25 protein-coding genes, 1 tRNA gene and 1 other RNA gene are annotated in these 26,779 nt (G+C 74.2%); 7 read left to right on the forward strand and 20 right to left on the reverse strand.

Annotated features, from left to right (window positions below):
- Positions 1-3 precede the first annotated feature (3 nt).
- Positions 4-1,305, reverse strand: a complete 1,302-nt coding sequence (locus ACH443_RS12425) for an aspartate kinase (RefSeq protein ID WP_429766618.1) — start codon at positions 1,303-1,305, stop codon at positions 4-6.
- Between the two features lie 246 nt (positions 1,306-1,551).
- On the opposite strand from ACH443_RS12425, the gene ACH443_RS12430 reads away from it, so the two are divergent.
- The gene (locus ACH443_RS12430; RefSeq protein WP_430590482.1) at positions 1,552-3,321 is read left to right on the forward strand and encodes an N-acetylmuramoyl-L-alanine amidase; all 1,770 of its coding nucleotides are present in this window, start codon (positions 1,552-1,554) and stop codon (positions 3,319-3,321) included.
- On the opposite strand, the gene ACH443_RS12435 is transcribed toward ACH443_RS12430, so the two are convergent.
- On the reverse strand, positions 3,318-4,094 hold the full coding sequence (locus ACH443_RS12435; protein WP_429766615.1) for a TSUP family transporter: 777 nt from the start codon (positions 4,092-4,094) through the stop codon (positions 3,318-3,320). The genes ACH443_RS12430 and ACH443_RS12435 overlap by 4 nt on opposite strands.
- Positions 4,095-4,175: 81 nt before the next feature.
- Here ACH443_RS12435 and ACH443_RS12440 point away from each other — a divergent pair, with 81 nt between their 5' ends.
- Entirely contained in the window at positions 4,176-4,703 is a 528-nt protein-coding gene (locus ACH443_RS12440) for an SRPBCC domain-containing protein (RefSeq protein WP_429766613.1), read from the forward strand.
- A gap of 15 nt (positions 4,704-4,718) precedes the next feature.
- Here the strand turns inward: ACH443_RS12440 and ACH443_RS12445 are convergent, their stop codons facing one another.
- The 6 genes from ACH443_RS12445 to ACH443_RS12470 all read right to left on the reverse strand — a co-directional run bounded on the left by ACH443_RS12445 (position 4,719) and on the right by ACH443_RS12470 (position 9,714).
- Positions 4,719-5,288: a DUF5063 domain-containing protein gene (locus tag ACH443_RS12445; RefSeq protein WP_429766611.1), complete on the reverse strand. Its 570-nt coding sequence runs from the start codon at positions 5,286-5,288 to the stop codon at positions 4,719-4,721.
- Between the two features lie 75 nt (positions 5,289-5,363).
- On the reverse strand, positions 5,364-5,963 hold the full coding sequence (gene recR / locus ACH443_RS12450) for a recombination mediator RecR (RefSeq protein WP_429766609.1): 600 nt from the start codon (positions 5,961-5,963) through the stop codon (positions 5,364-5,366).
- 40 nt (positions 5,964-6,003) lie between these two features.
- Positions 6,004-6,609: a response regulator gene (locus ACH443_RS12455; RefSeq protein ID WP_430557297.1), complete on the reverse strand. Its 606-nt coding sequence runs from the start codon at positions 6,607-6,609 to the stop codon at positions 6,004-6,006.
- Positions 6,606-7,859, reverse strand: a complete 1,254-nt coding sequence (locus tag ACH443_RS12460) for a sensor histidine kinase (protein ID WP_430590483.1) — start codon at positions 7,857-7,859, stop codon at positions 6,606-6,608. The genes ACH443_RS12455 and ACH443_RS12460 overlap by 4 nt, the downstream gene beginning before the upstream one ends.
- Positions 7,860-7,909: 50 nt before the next feature.
- Entirely contained in the window at positions 7,910-8,740 is an 831-nt protein-coding gene (locus ACH443_RS12465; RefSeq protein WP_430590484.1) for an ABC transporter permease, read from the reverse strand.
- Positions 8,737-9,714: an ABC transporter ATP-binding protein gene (locus ACH443_RS12470; RefSeq protein WP_430590485.1), complete on the reverse strand. Its 978-nt coding sequence runs from the start codon at positions 9,712-9,714 to the stop codon at positions 8,737-8,739. Before ACH443_RS12470 ends, ACH443_RS12465 begins: the two co-directional genes overlap by 4 nt.
- A 123-nt stretch (positions 9,715-9,837) precedes the next feature.
- On the opposite strand from ACH443_RS12470, the gene ACH443_RS12475 reads away from it, so the two are divergent.
- A complete protein-coding gene (locus ACH443_RS12475) occupies positions 9,838-10,362 on the forward strand; it encodes an NUDIX hydrolase (protein ID WP_429766601.1) in 525 nt (174 codons plus the stop codon).
- Between the two features lie 76 nt (positions 10,363-10,438).
- On the opposite strand, the gene ACH443_RS12480 is transcribed toward ACH443_RS12475, so the two are convergent.
- The 7 genes from ACH443_RS12480 to ffs form a co-directional block, all read right to left on the reverse strand.
- Positions 10,439-10,843, reverse strand: coding sequence for a VOC family protein (locus tag ACH443_RS12480; RefSeq protein ID WP_430590486.1), 405 nt, complete (start codon positions 10,841-10,843; stop codon positions 10,439-10,441).
- Positions 10,840-11,289, reverse strand: a complete 450-nt coding sequence (locus ACH443_RS12485) for an NUDIX domain-containing protein (protein WP_430557302.1) — start codon at positions 11,287-11,289, stop codon at positions 10,840-10,842. Before ACH443_RS12485 ends, ACH443_RS12480 begins: the two co-directional genes overlap by 4 nt.
- 1 nt (position 11,290) lies before the next feature.
- Positions 11,291-13,975, reverse strand: coding sequence for a DNA polymerase III subunit gamma and tau (locus ACH443_RS12490; protein WP_430590487.1), 2,685 nt, complete (start codon positions 13,973-13,975; stop codon positions 11,291-11,293).
- A gap of 130 nt (positions 13,976-14,105) precedes the next feature.
- Positions 14,106-14,768, reverse strand: coding sequence for a methionine ABC transporter permease (locus tag ACH443_RS12495; protein WP_430557304.1), 663 nt, complete (start codon positions 14,766-14,768; stop codon positions 14,106-14,108).
- On the reverse strand, positions 14,765-15,979 hold the full coding sequence (locus ACH443_RS12500; protein WP_430590488.1) for a methionine ABC transporter ATP-binding protein: 1,215 nt from the start codon (positions 15,977-15,979) through the stop codon (positions 14,765-14,767). The genes ACH443_RS12495 and ACH443_RS12500 overlap by 4 nt, the downstream gene beginning before the upstream one ends.
- A 113-nt stretch (positions 15,980-16,092) precedes the next feature.
- On the reverse strand, positions 16,093-16,983 hold the full coding sequence (locus ACH443_RS12505) for a MetQ/NlpA family ABC transporter substrate-binding protein (RefSeq protein WP_430557306.1): 891 nt from the start codon (positions 16,981-16,983) through the stop codon (positions 16,093-16,095).
- A gap of 414 nt (positions 16,984-17,397) precedes the next feature.
- An RNA gene (ffs, locus tag ACH443_RS12510) (signal recognition particle sRNA small type) lies at positions 17,398-17,494 on the reverse strand.
- A 159-nt stretch (positions 17,495-17,653) separates the two neighbouring features.
- Here ffs and ACH443_RS12515 point away from each other — a divergent pair.
- Both ACH443_RS12515 and ACH443_RS12520 read left to right on the forward strand, forming a co-directional pair.
- Positions 17,654-17,738, forward strand: a tRNA-Ser gene (locus tag ACH443_RS12515).
- 150 nt (positions 17,739-17,888) lie between these two features.
- The gene (locus tag ACH443_RS12520; RefSeq protein WP_430590489.1) at positions 17,889-18,656 is read left to right on the forward strand and encodes a class I SAM-dependent methyltransferase; all 768 of its coding nucleotides are present in this window, start codon (positions 17,889-17,891) and stop codon (positions 18,654-18,656) included.
- Between the two features lie 6 nt (positions 18,657-18,662).
- Here ACH443_RS12520 and ACH443_RS12525 read toward each other — a convergent pair whose 3' ends face one another.
- Positions 18,663-19,967, reverse strand: coding sequence for a glycoside hydrolase family 6 protein (locus tag ACH443_RS12525; protein ID WP_430590490.1), 1,305 nt, complete (start codon positions 19,965-19,967; stop codon positions 18,663-18,665).
- Between the two features lie 216 nt (positions 19,968-20,183).
- On the opposite strand from ACH443_RS12525, the gene ACH443_RS12530 reads away from it, so the two are divergent.
- Positions 20,184-20,480, forward strand: coding sequence for a type II toxin-antitoxin system VapB family antitoxin (locus ACH443_RS12530; RefSeq protein WP_380320948.1), 297 nt, complete (start codon positions 20,184-20,186; stop codon positions 20,478-20,480).
- Positions 20,481-20,541: 61 nt separating this feature from the next.
- A complete protein-coding gene (locus tag ACH443_RS12535; RefSeq protein ID WP_430590491.1) occupies positions 20,542-21,177 on the forward strand; it encodes a LytR C-terminal domain-containing protein in 636 nt (211 codons plus the stop codon).
- 22 nt (positions 21,178-21,199) lie between these two features.
- On the opposite strand, the gene ACH443_RS12540 is transcribed toward ACH443_RS12535, so the two are convergent.
- From ACH443_RS12540 to ACH443_RS12555, 4 genes are all read right to left on the reverse strand, one after another.
- Positions 21,200-22,558, reverse strand: coding sequence for a uracil-xanthine permease family protein (locus ACH443_RS12540; protein ID WP_429766585.1), 1,359 nt, complete (start codon positions 22,556-22,558; stop codon positions 21,200-21,202).
- A gap of 115 nt (positions 22,559-22,673) precedes the next feature.
- Complete coding sequence (locus ACH443_RS12545) at positions 22,674-25,394, reverse strand: Tat pathway signal sequence domain protein (protein ID WP_430590492.1); 2,721 nt, start codon at positions 25,392-25,394, stop codon at positions 22,674-22,676.
- On the reverse strand, positions 25,391-26,068 hold the full coding sequence (locus tag ACH443_RS12550; RefSeq protein WP_429766578.1) for a DUF1961 family protein: 678 nt from the start codon (positions 26,066-26,068) through the stop codon (positions 25,391-25,393). Before ACH443_RS12550 ends, ACH443_RS12545 begins: the two co-directional genes overlap by 4 nt.
- Positions 26,065-26,778 carry a rhamnogalacturonan acetylesterase gene (locus ACH443_RS12555; RefSeq protein WP_430590493.1) on the reverse strand — a complete coding sequence of 238 codons (714 nt, stop codon included), beginning with the start codon at positions 26,776-26,778 and terminating at the stop codon, positions 26,065-26,067. The genes ACH443_RS12550 and ACH443_RS12555 overlap by 4 nt, the downstream gene beginning before the upstream one ends.
- Position 26,779 lies beyond the last annotated feature (1 nt).

The raw sequence follows: 26,779 nt of genomic DNA on the forward strand, positions 1-26,779 counted from the left end.
GCGTCACCGCCCCGAGCCGGCGTAGACGACGGCCTCGCCGTCGGCGGAGTCCAGGTCGAACGCGGTGTGGATGGCGCGCACGGCGTCGTCCAGGGCGTCCTCCCGGGTGACCACCGAGATGCGGATCTCCGAGGTGGAGATCATCTCGATGTTGATGCCCGCGTCGCGCAGGGCGCCGAACAGGCGCGCCGAGACGCCGGGGTGCGACTTCATGCCCGCGCCGACCAGCGACAGCTTGCCGATCTGGTCGTCGTACTGCAGCGAGGCGAACCCGAGCTCCTCCTGCAGCGCGTTGAGCGCCGCCAGGGTGCTGGGGCTGTCGGCGTGCGGCAGCGTGAAGGAGATGTCCGTCAGCCCGGTGTGGGCGGCCGAGACGTTCTGCACGATCATGTCGATGTTCGCGCCGGTGCCGGCCACGACCTCGAAGATGCGGGCCGCGGTGCCGGGCTTGTCCGGCACGCCGACGACGGTGATCTTGGCCTCGCTGCGGTCGTGCGCGACGCCGGAGATGATCGGGGCTTCCATCTGGGTTTCCTCCTCGGCCGCCGGGGCGTTCGGGTCGATCGCGTCGCCGTGCGTGCCGGTGACGAGGGTGCCGGTGGTGCTGCTGAACGAGCTGCGCACGTGCACGGGCACGTCGTAGCGGCGCGCGTACTCCACGGCACGCAGGGCCAGGACCTTCGCGCCGGACGCCGCGAGCTCGAGCATCTCCTCGTAGGTGACGCGGTCGATCTTGCGCGCGCTCGGGACGATGCGCGGGTCGGCGGTGAACACGCCGTCGACGTCGGTGTAGATCTCGCAGACGTCGGCGTCGAGGCCGGCCGCGAGCGCGACCGCCGTCGTGTCCGAGCCGCCGCGGCCGAGCGTCGTCACGTCGTTGGTGGAGCTGACTCCCTGGAAGCCCGCGACGATCGCGACCTGCCCCTTCTCCACCGTCTCGCGGATGCGGTGCGGCACCACGTCCACGAGCCGCGCGCGGCCGTGCACCGCGTCGGTCATGAGGCCGGCCTGCTGGCCGGTGAAGGACTTCGCCTTGACCCCGAGGTTCGTGATCGCCATCGCGAGCAGGGACATCGAGATGCGCTCACCCGAGGTGAGGAGGATGTCCAGCTCGCGCTGCGGGGGCAGGGGGGTGATCTGCCCGGCGAGGTCGAGGAGCTCGTCCGTGGTGTCGCCCATGGCGCTCACCACGACGACGACGTCGTTCCCCGCTCGCTTGGTCGCGGCGATCCGCTTCGCCACGCGCTTGATGCTGTGGGCGTCGGAGACGGATGATCCGCCGTATTTCTGCACGACAAGTGCCATGTCACAACCTTCTGCTGGCCGGCCTCCGTCTCTCTCAACGGTCCGCCGGGGCTTGTGCTTGCCCGTCGATGGTACGTGCCGTCCCGGCGGGCCGACCGCCGCCGTCTCGCATCGTGGCACCCGTGCGCACCCGGCACCACCGGCGCCGTGCGGTCCGGGTCGGCCCGCGCGCTCCGGGCCGCGCGACGGCACGAGCCGGTCTATGTTGGCGTCGTCCACCTGCCGTCCGCGCCAGGAGACCGACCGATGACAGCACGCCGCTGGACATCCGCCGCCGCCGTCGCCGTGGCGCTCGCGCTCGTCGCCACCGGGGCTCCCGCGACCGTGGCGGTGCCGCACCTCCCGGCGCGGTCCGCCACGACGTCCGCCGGGGGCGGCGCGGGCGGCGACCCGTCCGCCGTCGAGGCGACCGTCGAGGTGACGCCGGCGGCACCGCCCGCCCCCGGCACCGCCCGCACCTTCGGCTCGGACGAGGCGCGGGCCACGGGCGACGACGTCGTCACCGCCACCTCCGACGTCAGCGGGTTCGCGACCGTCGGCGTCACGTGGTCGGGTCGCGCCGACGCCGACCTGGACGTCGCGGCCCGCACCTCCGACGACGGCGGGGCCACCTGGTCGGCCTGGGGCCCGCTGGAGGTCGAGGCCCCCGATCCGGGCGCGCCCGAGGGCGGGTCCGCGCCCCTCGTCGTCGGGGAGGTGGACCGGGTCGAGGTGGCGGTCGGGAACGTCGCGGCCGAGGACGTGCGCGACGCCGAGCTCGTCGTCGTCGACCCCGGCCGGGGGGCGGTGGACCGCGCCGCCGCGGACCCGTCGCTCGACGACGACGGCGCTCTCTCGCCCTTCGGGAAGGGTGCCGGCGGCGTCGTGCGGCTCCCGGGCGCCGTGGCGACCGGGGACCAGCACGACGGCCCCGCCATCCGGTCCCGCGCCGACTGGGGCGCCGACGAGTCCCTCATGACCTGGACCCCGCGGCAGGGGCAGGTCGAGGGCGCGATCATCCACCACACCGCCGGGACCAACAGCTACACGTCCTCGCAGGTGCCGTCGATCATCCGCGGCATCTACACGTACCACGCGAAGACCCGCGGCTGGGGCGACATCGGCTACAACTTCCTCGTCGACCGGTGGGGCCGCATCTGGGAGGGACGCACCGGCGGCGTCGAGCTCGAGATCGTCGGGGCGCACGCCGTGGGGGTGAACGACGAGACCGTCGGCGTCTCGGTCCTCGGCAACTACGAGCAGGCCACCGTCAGCGACGCGGCCGTCCGCGGCGTCGTCGACCTGCTGGCCTGGAAGCTCGCCCTGCACGGCGTCCCGGCCCGCGGCTACACCACCCTCGACGGCTCGCGCGAGGCCCGGATCTCCGGGCACCGCGACGTGGGCAGCACCGCCTGCCCGGGGGCCTCGATCTCCCGGCGCATGACCGAGATCCGCAGCAAGGTCGCGCACGACCAGGCCAGGTGGGGACACCTGTGGAACAAGAGCACCGGGTACCTCGTCGAGTACCGGCCGCACGCCACCCGCGACGAGGTGTGGTTCGTCTCCGGCAGCACCCGGCACCTCCTCACGAGCACCAGGGCGCGCGCCGCGCTGGCGAAGCGGCTCGGCCGGGCCTCGTACGCGAGCCGCACGTTCCTGACGAGCCTGGAGCGGGGCACCGACTTCGACTCCCGCTGGGCCCGGGTGCCGTCCGGCCGCTACGTCATGCTCGACGGCAACGGCGACCTCATGTGGGCGACCGCCTGCGGCACCGTGCGCCACTGGGGTGGCGACTGCACCGACCCCCGGGTCCCCGACCGGGCCAAGGACGCCTTCGACGTCGAGCCCATCTCGTTCTTCGCCAGGTCCGACCGGACGGGCTACCTCTACCGGATCCACGAGGGCCGCAGGGAGCGCGTCTACACGAGAGACGCCTGGTGGCGGCTCACGCGTGCGGTCGGCTGGAGCGAGCTGCGGGACGTGAAGGTCACGTCAGCGCTGCTGAACGAGTTCCCCGCCGGTCCGTCGCACCGCTAGGCGCCGGTGACGACGTCGTAGCCCAGCTTCACGATCAGGGCGCCCACCACGACGACGAAGATGACGCGCACGAACGCGCTGCCCTTCGCCACCGCCATCCGTGCCCCGACGTACGCGCCCACGAGGTTGGCGGCGCCGATCATCAGCCCGAGGCCCCACAGGACGGCGCCGTGCGGCACGAAGAACAGCAGCGCGCCGAGGTTGGTCGCGAAGTTGACGATCTTGGCCAGCGCCGACGCCGGCAGGAAGGCGTACCCCAGCACGCTCACCAGCGCGATGACGAGGAAGGTGCCGGTGCCCGGGCCGAGCAGCCCGTCGTAGGCGCCGATGACGAGGCCGATGCCCGCGGCCGTCCAGCGGTGCCGGTTGCCCTCCCAGCGGAGGTTGTCGTGCGCACCGAGCTTCGGCTTGAGCACGGTGTACGTGGCCACGCCGATCAGCACGACGAGGATGATCGGCTTGAACAGGTCGGCCGGGATGCGGCTCGCCAGGGCGGCGCCGCCGAACGCCCCCACCAGCGCGGCGACCGCCATCGGTCCCGCCGTCGTGAGGTCCGGGCCCACGCGCCGGTAATATGTCACGGCACTGGTGGACGTGCCCATGATCGAGCCCAGCTTGTTGGTGGCCAGCGCCTGCACCGGCGAGATGCCGGGCACCAGCAGCAGGGCGGGGAGCTGGATCAGGCCGCCGCCGCCCACGACGGCGTCGACCCAGCCGGCGGTGAGCCCGGCCAGCACGAGCAGCACGATGGTGAGGGTGTCGAGGTCGGGCACCGGGGAATCCTGTCATGCCCGCCGTCGGCCGGTGCCCGTCCCATCTCCCGACGCACGCCTCTCCGTGCCACCCTGGGAGGCATGACGGACGAGCAGCGTCCCGCCGTCGCGGCGACCGGCACCGTCGAGCACGGGCCCGGCGGGCGCGAACTCGTCGTCGTGCGCAGGTTCGACGCCGACGCCGCCGACGTGTGGGCCAGCATCACCGAGCCCGGACCGCTCGAGGCGTGGGTCGGCCGATGGGAGGGCGACCCAGCGACCGGCACGATCCAGTTCTTCATGACCGCCGAGAGCGCGGACGCCGAGGCCGCCGAGTGCGTCATCACGCGGTGCGAGCCGCCGCGCGGGTACGCCGTCGACACGGCCGCCCCCGGAGGGGTCTGGCACCTGGCGCTCGACCTCTCGGAGGACGACGGCGTGACGACGCTGACGTTCCGGCAGCGGCTGGGCGCGGACGACGACGTCGCCTCGATCGGGCCCGGGTGGGAGTACTACCTCGACCGGCTCGTCGCGGTGCGCTCGGGCCGGGGTGCGGACTCGGTGGCGTGGGAGTCGTACTACCCCGCGCAGCGCGAGCACTACGCCCGCGCGGCGGCGGCCGCGGGCTGACGAGCCCCGCCCGGCTCAGGAGTGCAGGGCGTCGTACTCCGCCTCGGCGGCGACGTCGTCCGCGACGTCGAGCCGCAGGTGCGCCAGCACGCCCTGCAGCACGCGCAGCGCCGACGACGCGCGCTCGCCCCACACCGACAGGTAGCTGAACTGCCACCACCACAGGCCCTCGAGCTCGTGGCCGTCGTCGAAGTGCTGCAGGCCCTTGGCGATCTCCTCGGCGACGCACGCCAGGTCGCCGGACAGCGTCGCGGGCGCGACGTCGGCGCTCAGCGCCGGGTCGGACACCTCGACGTAGTCGTCGAAGCCGTCGAACATCTGCGCGAGGGCGTCGCGCAGCGGGTCGACGTCGGTCTCGGGCCCGGCGTCGGGCTCCCACCGCTCGGCAGGGACGACGTCCACGATGGCGGCGAGCCGCGCGCCCGCGGACAGCAGGTCGGACGTCGCGAGGATGAGCAGCGCGATCTCCGCGCCCGGCGCGGCGCCCGACGCGACCTGGGTCGTCGTCGAGAGGAACACGCGTGCCTGCGCGGACATCTGCTCGGCGACGTCCCGGAACTCCGATCCCGCCTCGATCTCCCCCACGGTGCTGCCCCCTCCCGCCGCGGTGGCGGCGTCGGTGATGCCGGTCGGTGCGAGTCTCGGGTGCGTCTCGGCTGGTCAGCCGCCGACGACCCGCCGGCCCTCGAACGCGCGACCGAGGGTCACCTCGTCCGCGTACTCCAAGTCTCCCCCGACGGGCAGACCCGACGCGAGGCGGGAGACGGTGACGCCCATGGGCGCGATGAGCCGCGACAGGTACGTGGCCGTCGCCTCGCCCTCGATGTTGGGGTCGGTGGCGAGGATGACCTCGGTGACCGTGCCGTCGGCGAGGCGCGTCATGAGCTGGCTGATGCGCAGGTCGTCGGGGCCGACGTTCTCGATCGGGTTGATGGCGCCGCCGAGCACGTGGTACCTGCCGCGGAACTCGCGGGTGCGCTCGATCGCGACAACGTCCTTGGGCTCCTCGACCACGCAGATCACGTCGTCGGAGCGGCGCGGGTCGGCACAGATGCGGCACCGCTCCGACTCGGCGACGTTGCCGCACGTCTCGCAGAACTGCACGCGCGCCTTGACCTCGGTGAGCGCGTCGGCGAGCCGGCGCACGTCGGCCGCGTCCGCCGCGAGCAGGTGGAACGCGATCCGCTGCGCGCTCTTGGGCCCGACGCCGGGGAGGCGGCCGAGCTCGTCGATCAGGTCCTGGACTGCGCCCTCGTACACAAGGGTCCAGCCTACGGGCTGGCGGGGACGGTCCGGCCTCTCAGAGCCAGCCCTTGGCGCGCGCCAGCCGGACGGCCTCGTGCCGGTTCGCGACGCCGAGCTTCGCCACCGCCGACGACAGGTAGTTGCGCACCGTGCCGGGCGCCAGGGCGGCGCGCTCCGCGATCTCCTCGACGGGGGCGCCGTCCGCCGCGAGCTCGAGCACGTCCGCCTCGCGCGCGGTCAGGGGCGAGTCGCCCGCGGAGATCGCGTCGGCCGCGAGCTCCGGGTCCACGTACCGGCCGCCGCCCGCCACCTGTCGTACGGCGCCCGCCAGCACGGCCGCCGACACCGACTTGGGCAGGAAGCCCCGGACCCCCGCGGCGAGCGCCTTCTTGAGGTGCCCGGGTCTGCCGTGGCTCGTGACGATGACGACACCGCAGGCCGGCACCGTCCTGCGGACCGCCTCGGCGACCTCGATCCCGTCGGCGCCCGGCATCTGCAGGTCGAGCACCGCCACGTCGGGGGCGTGTCGCTCGATCGTCGCCACGGCCTCCGTCCCGTTCCCCGCGACCGCCACGACCTCGAGATCGTCCTCGAGAGCGAGCAGCTGGGCGACCGCGTCCCGGATCAGCGTCTCGTCGTCGGCGAGCACCACGCGGATCACGCGTCCACCTCCCCCGGCACGCGGGCCGTGAGGACGAACCGGTCGCCGTCGGCCGCCACGTCGAGCGCTCCCCCGACGGCGGCGAGCCGCTCCCGCAGCCCGACGAGGCCGGCGCCGCCCTCCAGCCCGGCCACCCCGGCGACGCCCACGCGGGCTCCGTCGTTGCTCACCCTCAGCACCATCTCCCCCGTCTCCTCCTGCCGGTCAAGATCGATCCGGCACTCGCGTGCGGCGGAATGCCGCACGATGTTCGTGACGGCCTCGCGCACCACCCAGGCCAGCGCGTCGGCCTGCGGGGCCGCCAGCTCCGGCACCTCGCCCACGACCCGCACGGTCACCCCCGCCGCGCGCAGCACGGACCGGGCTCCGTCGAGCTCCGTCGACAGGTCGGCCGCCCGGTAGCCGGCGACGACGCGGCGCACCTCGCGCAGGGAGTCCTGGGCGAGCGAGCGCACGTCGTCCATCTCGTCGGCACCCCGCGGGTCGCCGCGGCGCGCGAGCGCGGCCGCGAGCTCGGACTTCACCGCGACGGCGGACAGCGCTCGGCCGACGACGTCGTGCATGTCGCGCGCGATGCGCAGCCGCTCCTCCGCGACGGCGAGCCGCGCCGAGGCCTGCCGCGCGGTGTCGAGCTCGCGCACCACCTCGACGATCCACATGGACAGCCGCACCGTCGACGCCCAGAACAGGAGGAACACGTACGCGCCCAGGCCGGTGCCGAGCGCGGACGCGACCGTCCCGGCGGTCGGGTCGGAGGCGAGCCTGACGCCGATGACGACGACCGGCACAGCAAGTCCCACGGTCAGCACGCGCCGGATCGGGGTCGCGACGGCGAGCGCCCCGCACGTCGCCGCCCCGGCCACCGCGATCATCATGCTGCGCGGGTCGCCCATGAGGCCGTCCCCGACGGCCTCGGGCAGCACGACGACGGAGACGACCACGACGGCACCCGTCACCGCGAGCAGCGCAGCGACCACCGGGCGGGGGCGGCGCCGCCCGGTGGTCAGCGGCTCGTCGAACCCGACGTGGATGGTGCCGAGGCACAGCGCCACGTGCACGAGGCCCAGGGCCGCCAGGACCGCCGCCGGGCCGACCGCGGGGACCTCGTCAGTGCCGGCCAGCGCCGCCACCGCGTACAGGGAGAAGAAGGGCTCGAGGAGGACGAACGAGTAGAGGCTCACGCGGGTGTACGTCTCGACCCCGCGCGCACCACCTGCCAGGGCCGTGGCGGGCCGACGACGTGTTCTCACGCCGTCAGCCTGCCATGGTGCCAGGACCGGCCGCCCCGGTGGCAGGTGGGTCACCGACGCGGCTCCCAGCGCATCCACCGCCGGGCGGCGAGCACGCCCACGACGGTCCACGCGGCGAGCACGGCGGCAGGCAGCGCGGCGGCGCCGAACGTCTCGGCGAACGTCACCACGTGGCCGTCCCCGTCGATCCCGCCGGCGCCGAGCAGCATGAGGTCGGTGACCGGGCGCAGCGGGGTGAACGTACCGATCGTGTCGAGCACGCCGCTCGACGCACCGGGCGCTCCGAAGAGGCCGGCGAACGGGATCGCGACGACGAGCAGCGGCAGCGTGGTGAGCTGCGCGGACTCCACGGCGCGGGACAGGCCGGACGTCGCGGCGGCCAGCACCGTGAGCATCGCGGCCCCGCCGAGCACGGCCACGACCATCAGCAGCGGGTTGACGAACGCCGGCGGCGTGAGGAACACCGACACCGCGACGATCCCCAGCAGCGTCTGCGCCAGCGCCACCACGACCGCGGGCACCGCGGTGCCGACCAGGATCTCCGCCCGGGAGCACTCCCCCACGAGGTAGCGCTTGAGCACCAGCTCCTCGCGCCGGGCCACGAACGCGACGGTGAGGTTGTAGTAGACGACGAACGCGAGCGCCATGAACGTCAGCAGGTTCAGCAGGACGGCGCCCGCCGCGGCGGGCGTCCCGTCCCCGACGACGCCGAGCGCGGCGAACAGCCCGACCGTCATCGGCGGGAGGGCGAGCGCGTTGAACAGCGCGGTGCGGTTGCGCACGAGCAGGCGCAGCTCTGCGCGGGCGAGCGCCGCGACGCGGCGGGCGCCGCCGCCCGTGCCCGGTGTGGCCCGGGCGGGGGTGGTGGTCGTGGTGGTCATGCCGCTGCCTCCGTGTCGGTCGTGCGCTGCGCGCCGGGCGTGCCGGCGGTGTCGTCGAGGGCGAGGAACGCCTGCTCGAGCGACGCCGCCCGGGCGTCGAGGTCGTCGAGCCGCAGGCGCCGGGCGTCGGCCCACTGCAGCAGGGTGAGCAGGTCGTCCTGCAGGCGCGTGGTGCGCAGCCGCAGGCGGCCGGTGCGGTCGACGTCGGGTGCGCCGACGAGGCCGGCCAGCGCGGGCAGGTCCGCCACCGCGGGCGTGACGGCCCGGCCGCCGTCGTTGCGCACCACCGCCTCGACGCGGGCGGGCTCGGCGGCGACGACGTCGGCGACCGACCCCGTCCGCACCACGCGGCCGGCCTGCATGATCGCGATCCGGTCGGCGAGCTGCTCCGCCTCCTCGAGGTAGTGCGTGGTGAGCAGCACCGTGGTGCCCGCGTCGAGCATGCCCTGCACCAGCGCCCAGGTGGCGCGACGGCTCTCCGGGTCGAGGCCGGTCGTGGGCTCGTCGAGGAAGAGGAGCTCGGGGTCGCCCAGGGTGGCGAGCGCCAGGTCCAGGCGGCGCTTCTCCCCGCCCGAGAGGCTGGCGACGCGCACGTCGGCGCGGTGCTCCAGCCCGACCGCGCCGAGGACGTCGGCGACCGGTCGCGGGCGCGACAGGGTGCCGGCCCAGGTGCGCGCCGTCTCCGCGACCGTGAGGTCGCCGGAGAACCCGGCGCTCTGCAGCATGATCCCGAGGGATCCCACGACGCGCCGCCGCTCGCGGTACGGGTCGTGACCGAGCACGCGGACCGTGCCGCCGGAGGCAGGCGCGAGCCCCTCGACGAGCTCGACGAACGACGTCTTGCCCGCGCCGTTGGTGCCGAGCAGGGCGACGAGCTCCCCGCGGTGGACGTCGAGGTCGACCCCGCGGACGGCCTCGAACGTGCCGTACCGGCGGCGTGCCCCGCGGACGTGGACGATGGGTTCCGAAGTCATGCCTCCACCCTCGCGGCGGGGCGTCGTCGCAGGTAGTGCCGCCCGTCACCGGGTGACGTGAGCCGCGCACGGGCGGGCCGTGACATCTGTCATGCCGGCCGGCGGGTGCGGCAGGATGCTCGTATGGGCGAGGTCGCGGGGGCCGAGGTCGTGGCGCTGTACGACGAGGCGGGGCGCGAGTGCGGGACGGCGCCACGCGCGCAGGTGCGCGCGGAGAACCTGCGGCACGCGGCCACCGCCGTCGTCGTGCGCAACGCCGCCGGCGACGTCTACGTGCACCGCCGCACCGACACGAAGGACCTGTACCCCGGCCGGTACGACTTCTGCGCGGGCGGCGTGCTGCGCGCCGGCGAGGAGCCGCTCGACTCCGCGCGCCGCGAGCTGGCGGAGGAGCTCGGCGTGACCGGCGTGGAGCTGGCGCCGCTCGGCGTGGCCGACTACGCCGACGACCGCACCCGGATGCGCGAGTTCCTCTTCGAGTGCACCTACGACGGACCCGTCACGTGGCAGCCCGAGGAGGTCGCGTGGGGCGCGTGGGTGCCGGCCGCTCGGTTCCTGCGCATGCTCGACGAGGTGCCGTTCATGCCCGACTCCGTGGCCAACCTCGCCGGCTGGCTGGACGACCTGCGCGCCGCCCTGCCGAGGTAGTACAGGCTTCCGCGAGGTAGTACAGGCTCCCGCGAGGTAGTACAGGCTCCCGCGAGGTAGTACCGGTCCGGGGCGGTCAGCCCGCGACGAGCTCGGCCTCGAAGCCGTCCGCGTCCTCGAGATAGGCGGCGTAGTGGTCGGGGCCGCCGGCGCGCGGGTGCCGGTCCGGGAAGAGGAGCGTCCAGCCGTGCCGGGGTGCGGCGGCAGCCAGCGCGTCGACCTGTGCGCGCGACCCGGCGTGCAGGGCGAGGTGGTTGAGGCCCGGCCGACGCCGGTCGTGGGCTGCCGCGGTCAGCGCGGGGCTCTGCTCGACGACGACGTAGCCGTCGCCCAGCAGCCAGGACCGCCCGTGCTCCCACGACTGGTGCGGCCGGTAGCCGAGCTCGCCGAGGAGCCAGCCCCAGGAACGCACGGCGCGCGGCAGGTCGGGCACCCAGAGCTCGACGTGGTGGATCGCCCCGCGGCGCGGGACGTCGTTCATCCGGCCGGGCGGCGTGCGGCGACGTCGGTCATGAGGTCCGCGGACAGCGGCGCGAGCGGGTGCGGCGCGACCGGGGAAGCCGGGTCGACCCAGACGTGCTCGGCGAGCTCGGCGCGCGTCTCGACGGCGAACCCGGCGGGGAGCGCGACCTCGAAGACGTGCGCGTCGACCACGTGGTCCGGCTCGTTGGCGGCCACGGCGGTCCGGCGCCCGAGCGGGCCGACGGCGGCCGGGTCGACGACGAGGCCGATCTCCTCGGCGCACTCCCGCACGAGCGCGGCGACGGGCTCCTCGCCCGGCTCGATCTTGCCACCCACCTGCATGAACGCCGTCGTGCCGCGCTTGCGCACGAGCAGCGCGCGGCCGTCGTCGCGCACGATGACGGCCGCGACGATGTGCAGCGTGGTGGTGCGGGTCGTGCCGTCGGTGGTGGTGTGGCCGGTCATGTCAGGGCTGCTCCGCGATCTCCTCGATGACCTTCCCGTCGAGCACCTGCACCACGAGCTGCACGCCGACCAGCCCGGCGGACGCGATGTCGGGGTCGTCGGCGGACGGCTCGTCGTCCGCGGGGTTCCCTCCGGACGCGGACGCCCGGGACGACCGGCCCTCCGACTGCTGCGCCTCGCGCACCCGACGCTCGGCGGCCTGCCGCGGGGTCTCGCGCGCGGGCGGCACCGCGGGGGCGGGCGGGGACGACGACGCCGGGGCGGCCGCGGGCGCGCTCGCGACCGGCGGTGTCTCGGGCGCGGGTCGCGGCGGCGCGACGGGTCGGGCCACCGGGGCCGCGACCGGCTCGTCCAGCGGCGGCTCGGGGAGGTCGTCGGGCGGGGGCTCGTGCAGGGAGACGCCGGCGAGCCAGGCCGCGTCGGCCTCGTCGACCGAGGCGACCTGTCTCGCCTGCTGCTGCGGCTGCGGGGTCCGCGGGGCACCCTGCGTCGCGCGCGGAGCGGACGGCGCCGGCGGGTCGACGACGGCGACGGCGGTGGCCGGGCGCGACCCGGTCGCCGCCACCGTGGTGGCGGACGGGCGTGGGCCGGCTCCGGGGCCCGGGCCGCCGGCCGTGGCGCCGCCGCCCCCACCGGAGCGCCCCTCGCCGGGCGGGGGGACGTCGGGCCACGCGGGGTCGGCGGGCCGCCCGGAGTCGTCGGGTTCCTCGGCGGCGTCGGCGCCCGGGTCGGACGGGGCCGGAGCGCTGCCGGCCTCCCGCGGACGCCGGCCGGCCTCGTTCTCGACGATCTCGACCTGCACGGCGATACCCAGCGCCTGATAGACGGCGTCCGAGATGGTCTCCGGCCGTCCGCGGCGCGCCAGCCCGACGACGGCCGGCGCGAACCCGAGGCGCAGCACGTCGCCCTCCAGGCTCTTCACCTGGGCGTTCTCACCAAGGAACGCGGCGGCCTGTGGGCTCTGGATGGCGGTCAGGACCTCGCGCCACCGCCGCCGGACCACCTCGGTGGTGACGGCGCTCGCGGGAGCGGACGGCGCGGGCTCGGTGGACGGAGTGGCCTCGACCGGCTCGACCGGCGCGGGCGCTGCGGACTCGGCAGGCTCTTCGACCTCGTCGGGCCCGTCGGACTCGGCAGCCTCTGCGGCCTCGTCGGGCTCGTCGGGCTCGTCGGGCTCGTCGGGCTCTGCGGCCTCGTCCACCGCAGGCTCGGGCTCGACAGTCGCGGGGGCTTCGACGAGCTCGTCCACCGCGGGCCCGCGCTCGACGGTCGCGGAGGGCTCGACAGGCTCGACCACCGAGGGCTCGGGCTCGGCAACGGGCTGGGGCACCGTGGGCTCCGGCTCCGCGGCGCCCTCGGGCTCGGCGACCGGACGCCGGCTCGCCTGCAGGGCGGCCCGTGCGGCGGCAGCGCCGCTCAGCCCGCCGCCTCCGCCCGCGGACGGCTGCGGGGCGGGCGTCGGGGCCACGTCCCGGTCAGCGCGCGGCGCGGCCGGCACGGGCGTGTCGCCGGCGGCGATCCTGCCTCGCTCGAGCCGCTCGATGCGTGCGGCGAGCCCCTCCGTGCCGTCGTCGGCGCCGGGGAGCAGCAGCCGCGCGCAGAGCAGCTCGAGGTGCAGCCGGGGCGACGTGGCTCCGGTCATCTCGGTGAGCGCGGCGTTGACGAGGTCGGCCGCGCGCGACAGTTCGGACACGCCGAGGCGCCCCGCCTGGGCGCGCATGCGCTCCAGCTGGTCGGCGGGCAGGCCGCGCAGCACGGCCTCGGCCGCGTCGCCGGAGACGGCGATGACGATGAGGTCGCGCAGCCGCTCCAGCACGTCCTCGACGAACCGCCGCGGCTCGTGCCCGGTGGCGATCACCTGGTCGACCACACGGAAGATCGACGCGCCGTCGCCCGCGGCGAGGGCGTCGACGACGTCGTCGAGCAGGGTGGCGTGCGTGAAGCCGAGCAGGCCGACGGCCGTGTCGTACTCGACGACCCCGTCGGTCGCGCCGGCGATGAGCTGGTCGAGCACGGAGAGGCTGTCGCGCACGGAGCCGCCGCCCGCGCGGGTCACCAGCGGCACGACGCCGCCGCCCAGCTCGATCCCCTCGGCGGCGGTGAGCTGCTCGAGGTAGGGGCCCAGCACGTCCGGCGGCACGAGCCGGAACGGGTAGTGGTGGGTGCGCGACCGGATGGTGCCGATCACCTTGTCCGGCTCCGTCGTCGCGAAGACGAACTTCACGTGCGGCGGCGGCTCCTCGACGATCTTGAGCAGGGCGTTGAAGCCCTGCGGCGTCACCATGTGCGCCTCGTCGAGGATGAAGATCTTGTACCGGTCGCGGGCGGGCGCGAACGTGGCGCGCTCGCGGAGGTCGCGCGCGTCGTCGACGCCGTTGTGGCTGGCCGCGTCGATCTCGACGACGTCCAGAGAGCCGGGGCCGCCGCGCGCCAGCTCGACGCACGACGGGCACTCGCCGCACGGGGTGTCGAGCGGGGTCTCCGGGGTGTTGCGCGCGCAGTTCAGCGTGCGCGCGAGGATGCGGGCGGACGTCGTCTTGCCGCACCCGCGCGGCCCGGAGAACAGGTAGGCGTGGTTGACGCGCCCGCTGCGCAGGGCCTGCATGAGCGGTGCGGTGACGTGCTCCTGGCCGATCACCTCGGCGAACGTCTCGGGCCGGTAGCGGCGGTACAGGGCTGTCGTCACCCGCCCAACCCTAGACGCCGCAGCCGACACCGACGAGGCCGCTGCACAGGCCGGTCCGCGCGTGCTCTCGACGTAGCACCTGGTGACGATTCAGGCCGTCGAACCGCCACCAGGTGCTACGTCGAGGGCGTCAGCGGTGCAGCACCTTGCGCGCCAGGCGGTTCCCCACCCACTGCACGACCTGCACGATGACGATGATCACCGCGACGGTGACCAGCACGACCATCCAGTTGTAGCGCTGGTAGCCGTACCGCAGGGCGAAGTCACCGAGCCCGCCGCCGCCGATGAGGCCGGCGATCGCGGACATGTCGAGCACGGCGATGAACAGGAACGTGTAGCCGAGGATCAGCGGGGCGAGCGCCTCGGGCACGAGGACGGTCGTGATGATGCGCCACGACGACGCCCCCATCGCGCGGGCCGCCTCGACGACGCCCGGGTCGATCCCGACGAGGTTCTGCTCGACGATCCGCGACGTCCCGAACGCCGTCATGACCGACAGCGGGAAGATGAACGCCTCCGTGCCGAGCGTCGTGCCCACGACCTGCAGCGTCACCGGCCCGAGCAGCGTCACGAAGATGATGAACGGGATCGGGCGCACGATGTTGACGACCACGTTGAGGACGCCGAACACGGCCTTGTTCGCCAGCAGGTTGCCCGGCCGGGTCACGTAGAGCGCGAGCCCCAGCGCGAGGCCGGCGATGCCGCCCGTGAGCAGGGCGATGGTGACCATCTGCAGGGTCTGGCCGAACGCCTCCCACAGCAGCGGCCACAGGGTGGACCAGTCGCGGTTCATGAGCGACCTCCCAGGTTGCCGAAGAAGCCGTGGCGGGTGACCGCATCACGCGCCTCGCGGTAGGGATCTCCGAGCTCGTCGTCGGGCGCCGCGGAGGTGTCGCCCTGCGGGGCGCGGTCGGCGCGGATCGCACGCGGGTCGTCGACCGGCCGCGCAGCGGTGCCCAGGTCGACGACCTCGGCGCGCTCGCGCAGCGCGGCGAGGAACGCCGCGATGCGGTCGTCGGGCGCGACGAGCTCGACGGTGAGCGAGCCGAACGGCCGTTGGCCGACCTCGCTGATGCCGCCGAAGACGACGGAGCCGTCCACCTCGTGCTCGCGCAGCAGGCGGAAGAGCTCGGTGCCGGAGCTCGCGCCCTCCCGCACGCCGACGGTGACGAGGCGCCCGGGGTGGCGCTCGCGCAGTCGGGCGAGCGCGTCGGGCGAGGGCCGGTCGTGCATGGACGTGCCGACGAACCGCTGGGCGGCGTCGGCGCTGGGCGCGGAGAACACGTCGTACACGTCGCCGACCTCGACCACCTTGCCGTGCTCCATGACGGCGACGCGGTCGCACAGGGAGCGCACGACGTCCATCTCGTGCGTGATGACGACGATGGTGAGGCCGAGCTCCGCGTTGACGCGCCGCAGCAGGGCGAGCACGTCGCGGGTGGTCTCGGGGTCGAGGGCGGACGTCGCCTCGTCGGCGAGCAGGATGGTGGGCGACGTCGCGAGGGCACGGGCGATGCCCACGCGCTGCTTCTGCCCGCCGGAGAGCTGGCGCGGGTACGCGCGCGCCTTGTCGGACAGCCCGACGAACTCGAGCAGCTCGGCCACGCGGGCCGCACGCTTCTCCTTGGGCCAGCGCGCCACCTTGAGCGGGTAGGCGACGTTGCCCGCGACGGTGCGCGAGCTCAGCAGGTTGAACTGCTGGAAGATCATGCCGATCCGCGCGCGGATCCCGCGGACCTTGCGCTCCGGCAGTCCGGTGAGGTCGGTGCCCTCGACGAGCACGGTGCCCGCCGTGACGGTCTCCAGCGCGTTCACGAGGCGCACCAGCGTGGACTTGCCCGCGCCGGAGTAGCCGATGACGCCGAAGATCTCGCCCGCGCGGACCGTGAGGGACACGTCGTCGACGGCGTGCACCGCGCGGTCGCCCTCGCCGAACGTCTTCGACACCCCGCGCAGCTCGATCGCCGGCGTCCCGGGGGCCGGTCCGGCCGTGTTGTCGCTCACCTGTTCGTCCTCACTGGTCTGCCCGTCGCCCGCCCGACCGGTCTGCCGTCCATCGTGCCCGGCACGACGGCCGGGGCGCGCGGGCTGGCCCGCGTTCCCCGGCCGTCGTCGGGTCAGGAGGCGTTGCGGATGTCGTCCTCGAGGCCGGACAGGATCTCCTGCAGCTCCTCGGGCGAGTTGTCCTTGATGACAGCGGTGTTGCCGGACTGCTTCTGCTCGGCGGCGACGACCTCGTCGGAGTGCGAGATCTCGACCAGCTTCTTCAGGTCCGGGTCGTCCTTGTCCTCGGCGCGCGCGACCCACACGTTGATGTACGGGGCGGCGGCGTCGGAGTCGGGGTCGTCCTGGAACAGGGCCGACTCCGGGTCGAGGCCCGAGTCCGCGAGGAAGTCGTTGTTGACGATGGACGCGTCCACGGACTTCAGCTGGATCGGCGTCTGCTCGGCCGCGACCGGGGTGACGGTGACCTTGGAGCTGGGCAGCACGTCGGCCTCGGTGGAGACGGCGCTGCCGCCGTCCTTGAGCTCGATGAGGCCGGCGTCCTGCAGCACGAGGAGCGCGCGGGCCAGGTTGGTCGGGTCGTTCGGCACGGCGACCTCGCCGCCGGCGGGGATCTCCTCGAGGGAGGTGTGCTTCTCCGAGTACAGGCCCAGCGGGTAGACGGCGGTGGCGCCGATCGGCGTCAGGTCGTCGTCGGCGTCGACGTTGTAGCCGGCGAGGAACTGCAGGTGCTGGAACTGGTTCGCGTCCAGCTCGCCCTGCGAGAGGGAGGGGTTGGCCTGCGTGTAGTCCTGCAGGTCGACGAGCTCGATGTCGAGGCCCTCCTCCTTCGCCTTGTCGGTGAAGACGGCCCACTTGTCGTCGGACGCGCCGACGACGCCGATGCGGAGCGTGCCGTCGCCCTCCGCGTTGCCCGAGCCGCCGCCGCAGGCGGACAGCGTGAACGTGGCGGCCGCGGCGATCGCGGTGACGGTGAGGAGGCGGTTGCGGGTGGTACGGGACACGGGTGGGTCCTTCCGGGCGGGCGCCGGGTACGGCGCCGGTGAGAGAGCGGGGTGGGTGCGGCGGCCACGGCCATCAGCTCGAGGCGGCAGAGAACGGGGTTCCCCGGCAGGCCGGGGAGGGGCGACGACGACGTCGTCGGGCGATGCCGGGGAGGCGTCAGCCGAGCTCGCACATTCGGCAGGTGGTCATGCGGCCCGTCGTCATCACGACGCGGCACATCTCGCCGCGACGGCGTGTGCGCGCGGTCGAGGTGGCTGCGGGAGCGATGCGGGGCATGCCCTCAGAGTGACCACCCGCTGCCCGGTTCACCAAGCCGACCGCCGGGAAATCTCATGCAGTGGACGATTCTCCGTCCGCATGGTGGATTCTGTGACCCGCGGCACTCTCGCGACGCTGCGAGGGCCGGGTCTGACGTGAAGGACCCCTCGCACACCCACCAGAGCTCACTTACCCTTGCTGCCTTCCGGCCCTGGGGGAGTTCGGCGAGATGGTGCCGCACGAGGGGTCTGCACGACAGCCTAACCGAGACCCCGCCCCGTCCCGAAACCGGCGGCAGCGACACGGCGGAGACAGGGTAGAGACCGCCGTCACCCCGGCAGGATTCGGAGCCACGGCAGGGTGTCGGCTATTCTTCTGGGGCTGCCCGCGCAGGATGCGGGTCGCGCTCCAGGAGGATTCGCCTAGCGGCCTATGGCGCACGCTTGGAAAGCGTGTTGGGTTCACGCCCTCGGGGGTTCGAATCCCCCATCCTCCGCCGGACCGACGGGCCCGGGACCACGAGAGTGGTCCCGGGCCCGTCGTCGTCGAGGCCGGCCCGCGCCGACCACGCGGTTGCCACCGGTATCCGCCCTCGTCGCGGGCTATTTCGGTAGCAACCGCCTGGTCGGCGTCCGAGGATGGCGGGATGGACCGCACGTTCGACGAGCTCGTCGCCGAGGCCGACGCCGCACCGATGTCCGGCTGGGACTTCTCCTGGCTGGAGGGCCGCGCCACGGAGGAACGCCCGAGCTGGCGCTTCTCCCAGCTGCTGCACGAGCGGCTCGGCACGGTCGACGCCGCGCTCGACCTGCAGACGGGCGGGGGCGAGGTGCTCGCCGCCGCGCCGACGCTCCCCCGCCTGCTGGTCGCCACCGAAGGTTGGCCGCCCAACGTCGCGGCCGCCACCCGCCTGCTGCACCCGCGCGGCGTGGCCGTCGTCGCGCACGACGACGGCGGACCGGGCTCGCCGCCCCTGCCCTTCGCGGACGGCGCGTTCGACCTCGTCACGAGCCGGCACCCGGTCGTGCCCCGCTGGGCGGAGATCGCGCGCGTGCTGCGTCCGGGCGGGACGTACCTGGCGCAGCACGTCGGGCCGGCGAGCGTCTTCGAGCTCGTCGCGCTCTTCCTCGGCCCCCAGCCCGAGGAGGTCCGGCGCGGCCGCGACCCGGAGGACGAGATGGCCGCCGCCCGCGCCGCCGGGCTCGAGCTCGTCGACCTGCGGGCCGAGCGCCTGCGGATCGAGTTCCACGACGTCGGCGCCGTCGTCTGGTTCCTGCGCAAGGTGGTGTGGATGGTGCCGGGATTCACGGTCGACGCGTACCGGACCGAGCTGCGCGACCTGCACGAACGGATCCGGGCCGACGGCCCGTTCGTCGCGCACTCGGCCCGGCACCTGGTGGAGCTGCGCCGGTAGCGGCGGTCAGGACAGGGCGGGCACCGCGAGCTCGACCAGCTCGTCCGCCTGCTCGACGAACCACTGCCCGGCGGGCGGGTCCACCATGCCTCGCTCGGGGTCGAGCGGCCCGCCGGTGCCGCGGAAGCACTGGCCGTCGGACTCCCCCGGCACCTTGATCCAGAGGTAGGCGTCGACCAGCGGCTCGCCGGTGTCCAGCGTGGGTCGCAGGCCCAGCCCGCGGCCGGGCGGGTTGCACCAGTCCTCGGCGTCGGAGTACACGTTCTCGGACGTCGCCGGGTCCCACGGCCCCTGCCCGTTGCGCGAGCTGTCGACGACGAACGACGTCGTGGCGCGCACGTCACCGAGCTGCTCGGCGTACCGCGAGTCCACCCCCGCCGTGCTCAGCGCCGGGTCGGAGGCGTCCGCGGACCAGCGCCCGTACGGCGACATCTCCACGCCCGACCACCCGTTCGCCGGGCCGCCGTTCCAGTACTGGTTCCCGCAGTCGCCGAACGCCCCGCCCGCCTGGGTGACGAGCGCGAGGCACGACGAGACCCACCGCCCGTACGCGACCGAGTTCTCGGTGTACTGGTAGTTCGAGGCGTTGAGGAAGAACCCGTCCGCCCGGTCGACGCCCGCCTTGAGGAGGCGGTCGGCGTTGTCTCCGACGTTGAGCCACTTGCTGTTGCCGGCGTCGAGGTAGACCTTCGTTCCTGGCAGCGCGCCGAGGGTGTCGACGGCGTGGTTGAGCATGGCGAACCGTTCCGCGGCGGCCGTGGCCGGGTCCGCCTCCGCCGGCCGGCACCACTCCTGGTTGCCGTCGACGGTCGTGTACCAGGGGATGATGCCGAGCCCGTCGGGCTCGAGGACCACGATCGCCTGCTTGTTCCCGATCCCGCGCGCGAACCCGTCGATCCACGCGGTGTACTCCGCGAGCGACGTGGCACCGCCCGCGGAGTACTGCGCGCAGTCGCGGAAGGGCAGGTTGTAGGCGACCAGCACGGGGACCGCCTTGTCGGCGTGCGCGTGCACGACGACGTCCTTGACGTCCTGCTTCACCTCGCGCGGCGTACCGCCGGTGAACCAGCTCGCGGAGGGCACGCCCGCGAGCGCGAGCGCGTCGTCGCGCGCGTCCCCCGTCAGGCCGAGCTCCTCGACGTGACCGATCGTCGAGCTGTCCGGGTCAACCCACAGCTGCGGGTCCGGGGGCGGTGGCGGCGCCGCCGACGCCGAGAGCCCGCCGAGGGCGAGGCCCGCGGCCGCGGCGAGGACGACGACCGACCGGACCGCCGTCGGGGTGGAGGGACGACGAGAGGAACCGAGGACCACGGCGATCTCCTTTGATCGGCGCCCGCATGATGAGAGCGCTCCCACGCTGCTGTCGGTCCCAGCGTGCCACAGCGCCCCGGCCGTGACCAGGCCCGTCCTCCCGGGCACGGCACGGGCCCCCACGGGGCCCGCCCGTGACGGGATCGTGACGGGATCGTGTCCGTATCGCGAGGCAACGAGGCGGCCGGTCACAGGCCCGCCCCTACGATGGCAGCCATGATCTTCAAGGCCGTGGGGGACGGCCGTCCCTACCCCGACCACGGGCACGTCACCGCCAAGGACTGGGTGGACGTGCCGCCTCGCCAGGTGCGTCTCGACGAGCTCGTCACCACGAAGCGCACGCTGGACCTCGACCACCTGCTCGCGGAGGACTCGACGTTCTTCGGCGACCTCTTCGCCCACGTCGTCGAGTACCAGGGCGTGCTGTACCTCGAGGACGGTCTGCACCGCGCCGTGCGGGCCGCCCTCCAGCAGCGGCCCGTGCTGCACGCCCGGGTCCTCGTGCTCCGGTGACTCCCGCCACGACCGGCGGCGCTCCCGCGAACGATCCCTCGAACTCGGGTAGTTTCTTCGCGTGACATCACCTGCCTCTGACCCGGTCCGCGAGACGCGCCGCAAGCGCGAGCACGAGCGGCAGGCCGTGGTCTTCGGGCTCCTCATCGCGTTCCTGCTGCTCGCGGGCCTGGCGGCCGCGGCGATGTACTCGGGCGCGTTCAGCTCGCCGTTCTCGCGACCCATCTACACGCCGGTCGCCGAGGCGCCGCAGCCCGAGCCCTGCCTGCCGCAGGTCAAGGGCCAGCCCGACGGCGCCCTGCCCGTGCCGTACTCGAAGGTCAAGGTGCGGGTCTACAACGCCGCCGACGGCAGCGAGCCGCTCGCGGGCGCGAACGAGGACGTCCTCAGCGAGCGCGGGTTCAAGATCGTCGACACCGGCAACTGGGTGGAGAAGCTGGGCCAGTCGGAGGTGCGGTTCGGCACCAAGGGCATCACCCGCGCCTACACCCTCGCGGCCCAGTACCCCGACGTCCGCCTCGTGCTCGACGACCGCAAGGGCGACACCGTCGACCTGCTGGTCGGCGAGGAGTACAGCCCGCCGCTCAGCGAGGACAGCGTGCTGCTGAACGCCGAGACCCCGATGGAGGACGTCGAGGGGTGCGTGCCCGCCGACGAGATCACGCCGATCCCCCAGGTGACCCTGTCCAAGAAGTAGGACCGGGCCACCCGGGCTGGCGTCAGTCCGTCGTCCCGGCCGCCGCGGGAGCCGACGCCGGCGATGCGGGCTCCTGGCCGGTGCCGCGCCACCGCGCGATCGCCCGCATGCCGTGGTAGATCACCAGCGCGGACGCGGTGCCGATCGCGATGCCCTCGAAGGTGAGGTCGCCGGCGGAGAACGTGAAGTTCGCGATGCCGATGATCAGCGGGACGGCGGCGGTGGTGAGATTCACCGGGTTGCCGAAGTCCACCTTGCCCTGCACCCAGATGCGGGCGCCCAGGATGCCGATCATGCCGTAGAGCATCGTCGTCGCCCCGCCGAGCACGCCCGCCGGGATGGTGGCGATGAGCTCGCCGAACTTCGGCGACATCGACAGCAGCAGGGCCGTCGCGGCGGCCACCCAGTACGCGGCCGTCGAGTAGACGCGGGTCGCGGCCATGACGCCGATGTTCTCCGCGTACGTCGTGGTGCCGGAGCCGCCGCCGACGCCCGCGAGCGTCGTCGCGAGGCCGTCGCTGAACAGGGCCTTGCCGGCGACGTCGTCGAGGTTCTTGCCCGTCATCGCCGCGACCGACTTCACGTGGCCGACGTTCTCCGCGACCAGCACGAGCACCACGGGGACGAACAGGCCCAGCACCGCCGGCTCGAACGACGGGGTGACGAAGTGCGGGAAGCCGAACCAGTCGGCCGCCTCGACCTTGGCGAAGCTCACCTCGCCCAGGAGCAGCGCAGCGATGTAGCCGACCAGCACGCCGACCAGGATCGACAGCCGCCCGAGGATGCCCTTGAACAGCACCGTCGCGAGGATGATCGCGACCAGGGTGACCGTCGCCGTCAGGGGTGCCGCGCGGAACCCGTTGTCGCAGGTCTGGACGATCGCGCCGTCGACGACCTTCTCCTTGCAGGTTCCCCACGCGGCCGGAGCCAGGTTGAGGCCGATGAGCGCGACAATCGTGCCCGTGACGACCGGCGGCATGACGACGTCGATCCACTGGGCGCCGGCGAAGTGCACCAGGACGCCAACCGCGGCCAGCACAATGCCGGTCACGAGGATCCCGCCCACCGCCACGGACTGCCCGTGGGACGCCGTCGCTGCGAGGATCGGGGCGATGAACGCGAAGCTGGACCCCAGGTAGCTGGGCAGCCGGTTGCGCGTGATCAGCAGGAACAGCGCCGTGCCGATCGCCGAGAAGAACAGCGTCGTGGCAGGCGAGAACCCCGTCATCAGCGGCACGATGAACGTGGAGCCGAACATCGCCACCACGTGCTGCATGCCGATGCCGATGGTGCGCGGCCAGCTCAGCCGCTCGTCGGGGGCGACGACGTCGCCGGGTCCGACGTGCCTTCCGTCGCCGTGCTTGGTCCAGCCGAGGCTCATGGTGCTCCGTCCGTCGGGCCCGCGTGCGGGCCGCCGTGCTCACCGCTGTCGCTCGCCCGTGAACGTCCGGTGAAGATTGCCGCCGCACAGCGTACTGGCCCGCACCGCCCCCGGTTCACCCCCGCGGCAGCCGGTGCCCCACCAGCGCGAGGTTCTGGATCGTGGCGAGGCTGCACTGGGCGGCGTCGTTCGTGGACAGCGTCCGCGCCTCGTCGATCCGCACCAGGGTCTCGGGCGGCAGCACCGGCACGGGGTGGAAGGCCTCCTCGCCCATGAACTCCCCGCCGCGGAAGTACGCGCGCCACGCGACGTCGGCCAGGCCGTCGTCGCCGAGCCGTGCCGCGGCGTACGCGGCGAGGCGGGAGTGCGCCTGCTCGAGGTTCGTGCCGGACGGCGCGACGCCGAGCTCGGCCTCCTGCTCCGCCGGCGTCGCGAGGTAGAGGCGGCAGTACTGCAGCCACGCCTCCGTGAAGCCGGGTGCGTCGACGAGGCCCGCGTCGACCAGCGACACCAGCTCCGAGCAGATCTCCACCAGCCCGAAGACGGCGGACAGGTGCGAGACGGTGACGCGGTCGCGGTCGGTGGCGAACCGGCCGGTGCCCAGGTCGTACAGAGCCTCGCCGGTGAAGAAGCCGTGCTTCAGCGCGCCGATGTCGGTCATGGTGCCGACCAGCCGGTCGCGCGACCGCTCGTTCCCCGTCGCCTCCCAGTCCGCGAGCCACGTGGCGGCCAGGGCGCTCCAGTCCGTGCCGAGCCCGACCGCCAGCGCCTCGGGCCGCGGGCGGTACGTGGCGGCGTCGGGCCGCACCTTGCGGGTCGGGTCGAGCCCGAGGAAGTTCCGGTCGGAGTCCCGCAGCTCGAGCATGAGGTCCCGGGTGTGCTCGTCGCCGGTGAGGAAGTAGTGCGGCCGCCGGTACGCCGGCGTCGAGATGCGCACCTGCTTCGCGCTGCACCCCCAGTGCTGCACGTTGTGCCGGCTGCCCAGCCCCTGCCAGGGGCCGGCGTGGTAGACGTCCACGTCACCCGTGTGGCGGGTCATGCGCTCGGCGAGCCGGAAGACGTCGGCCCGGCCGGTGCGCAGGAACGACGTCCACAGCCACAGGTCCGGGGAGAGCTCGGAGTTGTCCCAGGCGTAGCCGCCGACGTCGTAGCGCCACACGTGCCGGTCGGGGTCGTAGGCGTGCATGACGTCGCCGTAGCTCCAGAACCCGTACCAGGAGCGCTGGTCCACCTGACCGACGTAGAAGTCGAGCATCGTGGCGAGCCGGTCCTCCAGCGCCGCCCGCCCGGGGGTGCTGCGGTCGACGAGGTCCCAGTCGCCGAGCACGCGCGCCGCGTGCAGCGCCTCGGGGACGGGCACGAGCTGGGGCCGGACGGCGGTGCCCGCGGCGAGGCGCGCGAGCGCGTCGGCGTCGGGCGTGCCGGCGAACGCGGTGACGGTGAGCTCGTGCGTGCGGCCGATGCCGTGCGCGTTCCCGAACCCCGGCTCGTAGTCCTCGTACGTGATCTCGAGGGCGTCGAGCTGGTCGTCGTACGTGTCCTGGCCGAGGCCGTCGTGGTAGAAGCGCAGGTCCATCGGCACGGCGTCGGGCGACCAGAGCCAGGTCGTGAGCGACCCGACATCGGACGTCGCGCGCTCGACGTCGATCCCGGTCGGGTGCGACTGCCAGAACCCGGTCAGCCCGACGGCGAGGCCGCCGCCCGTGTCCCCCAGGTAGCCCAGACCCTCGGACCGCGTGCCCTGCGCCACGTCGATCCACGGCCGGTCGGGGGCCGTCCGCTTGTGCACGGTGAAACCGTTCGCGCTCAGCTGCCGCAGCGACCAGGCCTCCCAGGTCGGCACCCACCGCAGCCGGCCGGAGACCCGCTCGTCCCACTCCACCAGCGGCGGCGTCGCGCGGCCCGCCACCTGGGCCGCGCGCACCTCCTCGCCGGGGTCCCGGCGCAGCCCGGTGACGCCCTGCACCGCCTCGCGCACGAGGCCGCCGTCCGCCCCCGCGAGGCGCACGTGCCGGTCGTGGTGCGCGGCGCGCAGCGGGACGTCGAATCGCAGGCCGAGCGACGAGAGGAAGTCGCGCTCGGGGTCGCCGTCCCACACGAACGAGTGCACGAGCCGGAACGTGGGCGCCCCGGCCGCGAGCACCAGGCGCAGCGTGAACGGCAGCCAGGCGGGCGCGCCGTCCTCGTGGGCCCGGTCGACGTCGCGGTGCGCGCCCGTCACCCGCACGACGGCGCGCACCGGTCCGGCCTGCTCCACGACGACGTCGCGCACCACGCCCACCGACTCGCGCCGCGCCCGGTGGTCGGGCTCCGGGCGGTCCTGCCGGCTGGACACCAGCCGCCCCGCGCGCGCCACCTCCACGCCGCGCACCCGCACGGACCGCACGACGTCCGGGCCGGAACGCCCCACGACCACCGTGCACGCGCCCGTGTCCACGACCACCTCGTCCGCGTGCTCGACGACCGTCACCCCGTCGGTCGAGCCCGTCGGGACGACGTCCTGGGTCCCCACCGGCTCGACCAGCGGGGCGGCGACCACGCGGTACGACGCGCTGGGCGGCGTCGCCGCGCCGAGCGCGACGCCGGACCACTTCACGCTGCCGTCGGGCCATGTCGCGAGCGGCCACGTCTGCGCGGGGACGGCGCGGCCCCAGGCGTCCACGACGGCGAGCGCCGCGGCGTCGCGCACCACGCCCGGGCGGAACGGGACGCCGCAGGTGACGCCGCCGACCGTGAGGTCGGGCGCGACGTCGTCGAGCCAGCGCAGCGGGACGTCGACCCCGTCCGGGGTCTCGACGGACTCGGTCAGCGGGGATGCGGCGGGGGCGGTGGTCATGACAGCGGGGTCACCTCGAGGTTGCGGTAGTGGGCGACGAGCGGGGCCATCTGCCGGAAGCCGATCCGGCCGGCGCCCAGCGGCGCGTCGTCGTGGAACGTGAAGAGGGTGAGGTCGTCGATCGCGAAGGAGACGTCGGCGCCGCGCTTGGTGACGCGCACGCGGTAGTGGCCGTCGGCGTCGTCGGGCCCGGGCAGCGGGTCGGCCCCCTGCGCGACGAGGCGGAAGCCGGGGCTCTTGCGCAGGTTGCAGGTGCGGAACCGCTTCTCGGCCGCCCACTTGCGGCGCAGGTAGGACACGTGGAGCGTCGACACGTCCCCCGAGTGGTACTGCGGGTAGAACCCGGTGCGCTCGGCCAGCGACGGGTCGAAGAGGTCGCGGCCGTCGGTGCCCGTGGCGGCGAAGAACAGCATCGCCAGGCCGTCGCCGGCCAGCGGGCGGAAGTCCCACGCGACCTCGACGTCCGCCGGGAAGACGTCCGGGCACCAGTAGGTGAAGTGCGCGTGGTCCCCGCGGCCGTCGGCGTCGAGCGCTGCCTCGTCGGCCGTGCTGCGCAGCACCAGGCCGTCGTCGCGGTGCTCGACGCCGACCGGGCCTTCCGCGACCCACCCGGCGAGGTCGCCGGGACCGGCCAGGGCGTTGCGGTAGGTCCCCGCCACCACGGGCGTTGTCACGGCTGCATCACCCACGCCCCGAGCGGCTCCTCGGCGTCGTGCACGCCGTCGAGCGACGCCAGGGCCTCGCCGACGTAGCGGGCGACGGCGCGCGCCCCCGCCGTCGTGAAGTGGGTGTTGTCCGTGGCCAGCTTCTCGTCGACGGGCAGGCCCGCCGCCGCGGCGGCGCCGTGCGGGAAGAGGGCGGCCGAGGCGTCGCGGCCCAGCCACCCGTACAGCCAGCGCGTGAACGCGGTGAGGTCGAGCACCGGCACGTCGAGCTCGTGGCCGAGCGTCCGCACCGCCGCCGGGTAGGGGCCGTGCGACCAGCGCAGCGGGCCGTCGGGGCCGTCGCCGTCGAACAGGCGGCGCTCGACGCTCGTGGCCAGCACGGGCCGCGCCCCGTTCGCGCGCGCTTCCGCGACGAACTGCGCGAGCCGGTCCGTGTACCCGCCCTCGGCGGCGAGCTCGTCGGGCTCCTTCTGGTCGTTGTGCCCGAACTGGATCACCACCGTGTCGCCGGGCCGCAGCTCCGCGAGCAGCTTCTCCCAGCGTCCCTCGGCCCGGAACGACGCCGTGGTGGCGCCGCCGATCGCGTGGTTGCGCACGACGTCGCCGGTGAACGTCGCGAGCTCGTCGCCCCAGCCCAGCAGCGGGATCTCCGGGTACCCCGAGGTGCGGCCGTGGTCGGTGGGGGCGACGGTCGAGTCGCCCGCGAGGTGGATGGTCATG

Origin of the sequence: Isoptericola sp. NPDC019571 (genome assembly GCF_044389385.1) — a bacterium.
Lineage (GTDB): Bacteria > Actinomycetota > Actinomycetes > Actinomycetales > Cellulomonadaceae > Isoptericola > Isoptericola nanjingensis.

What these genes read in the sequence shown, in the direction of transcription:
- ACH443_RS12425 (WP_429766618.1), bottom strand. Translation starts at nt 1,305, where the DNA reads ATGGCACTTGTCGTGCAGAAATACGGCGGATCATCCGTCTCCGACGCC.
- ACH443_RS12430 (WP_430590482.1), top strand. Translation starts at nt 1,552, where the DNA reads ATGACAGCACGCCGCTGGACATCCGCCGCCGCCGTCGCCGTGGCGCTC.
- ACH443_RS12440 (WP_429766613.1), top strand. Translation starts at nt 4,176, where the DNA reads ATGACGGACGAGCAGCGTCCCGCCGTCGCGGCGACCGGCACCGTCGAG.
- ACH443_RS12465 (WP_430590484.1), bottom strand. Translation starts at nt 8,740, where the DNA reads ATGACCACCACGACCACCACCCCCGCCCGGGCCACACCGGGCACGGGC.
- ACH443_RS12470 (WP_430590485.1), bottom strand. Translation starts at nt 9,714, where the DNA reads ATGACTTCGGAACCCATCGTCCACGTCCGCGGGGCACGCCGCCGGTAC.
- ACH443_RS12475 (WP_429766601.1), top strand. Translation starts at nt 9,838, where the DNA reads ATGGGCGAGGTCGCGGGGGCCGAGGTCGTGGCGCTGTACGACGAGGCG.
- ACH443_RS12480 (WP_430590486.1), bottom strand. Translation starts at nt 10,843, where the DNA reads ATGAACGACGTCCCGCGCCGCGGGGCGATCCACCACGTCGAGCTCTGG.
- ACH443_RS12485 (WP_430557302.1), bottom strand. Translation starts at nt 11,289, where the DNA reads ATGACCGGCCACACCACCACCGACGGCACGACCCGCACCACCACGCTG.
- ACH443_RS12495 (WP_430557304.1), bottom strand. Translation starts at nt 14,768, where the DNA reads ATGAACCGCGACTGGTCCACCCTGTGGCCGCTGCTGTGGGAGGCGTTC.
- ACH443_RS12520 (WP_430590489.1), top strand. Translation starts at nt 17,889, where the DNA reads ATGGACCGCACGTTCGACGAGCTCGTCGCCGAGGCCGACGCCGCACCG.
- ACH443_RS12530 (WP_380320948.1), top strand. Translation starts at nt 20,184, where the DNA reads ATGATCTTCAAGGCCGTGGGGGACGGCCGTCCCTACCCCGACCACGGG.
- ACH443_RS12540 (WP_429766585.1), bottom strand. Translation starts at nt 22,558, where the DNA reads ATGAGCCTCGGCTGGACCAAGCACGGCGACGGAAGGCACGTCGGACCC.
- ACH443_RS12545 (WP_430590492.1), bottom strand. Translation starts at nt 25,394, where the DNA reads ATGACCACCGCCCCCGCCGCATCCCCGCTGACCGAGTCCGTCGAGACC.
- ACH443_RS12555 (WP_430590493.1), bottom strand. Translation starts at nt 26,778, where the DNA reads ATGACCATCCACCTCGCGGGCGACTCGACCGTCGCCCCCACCGACCAC.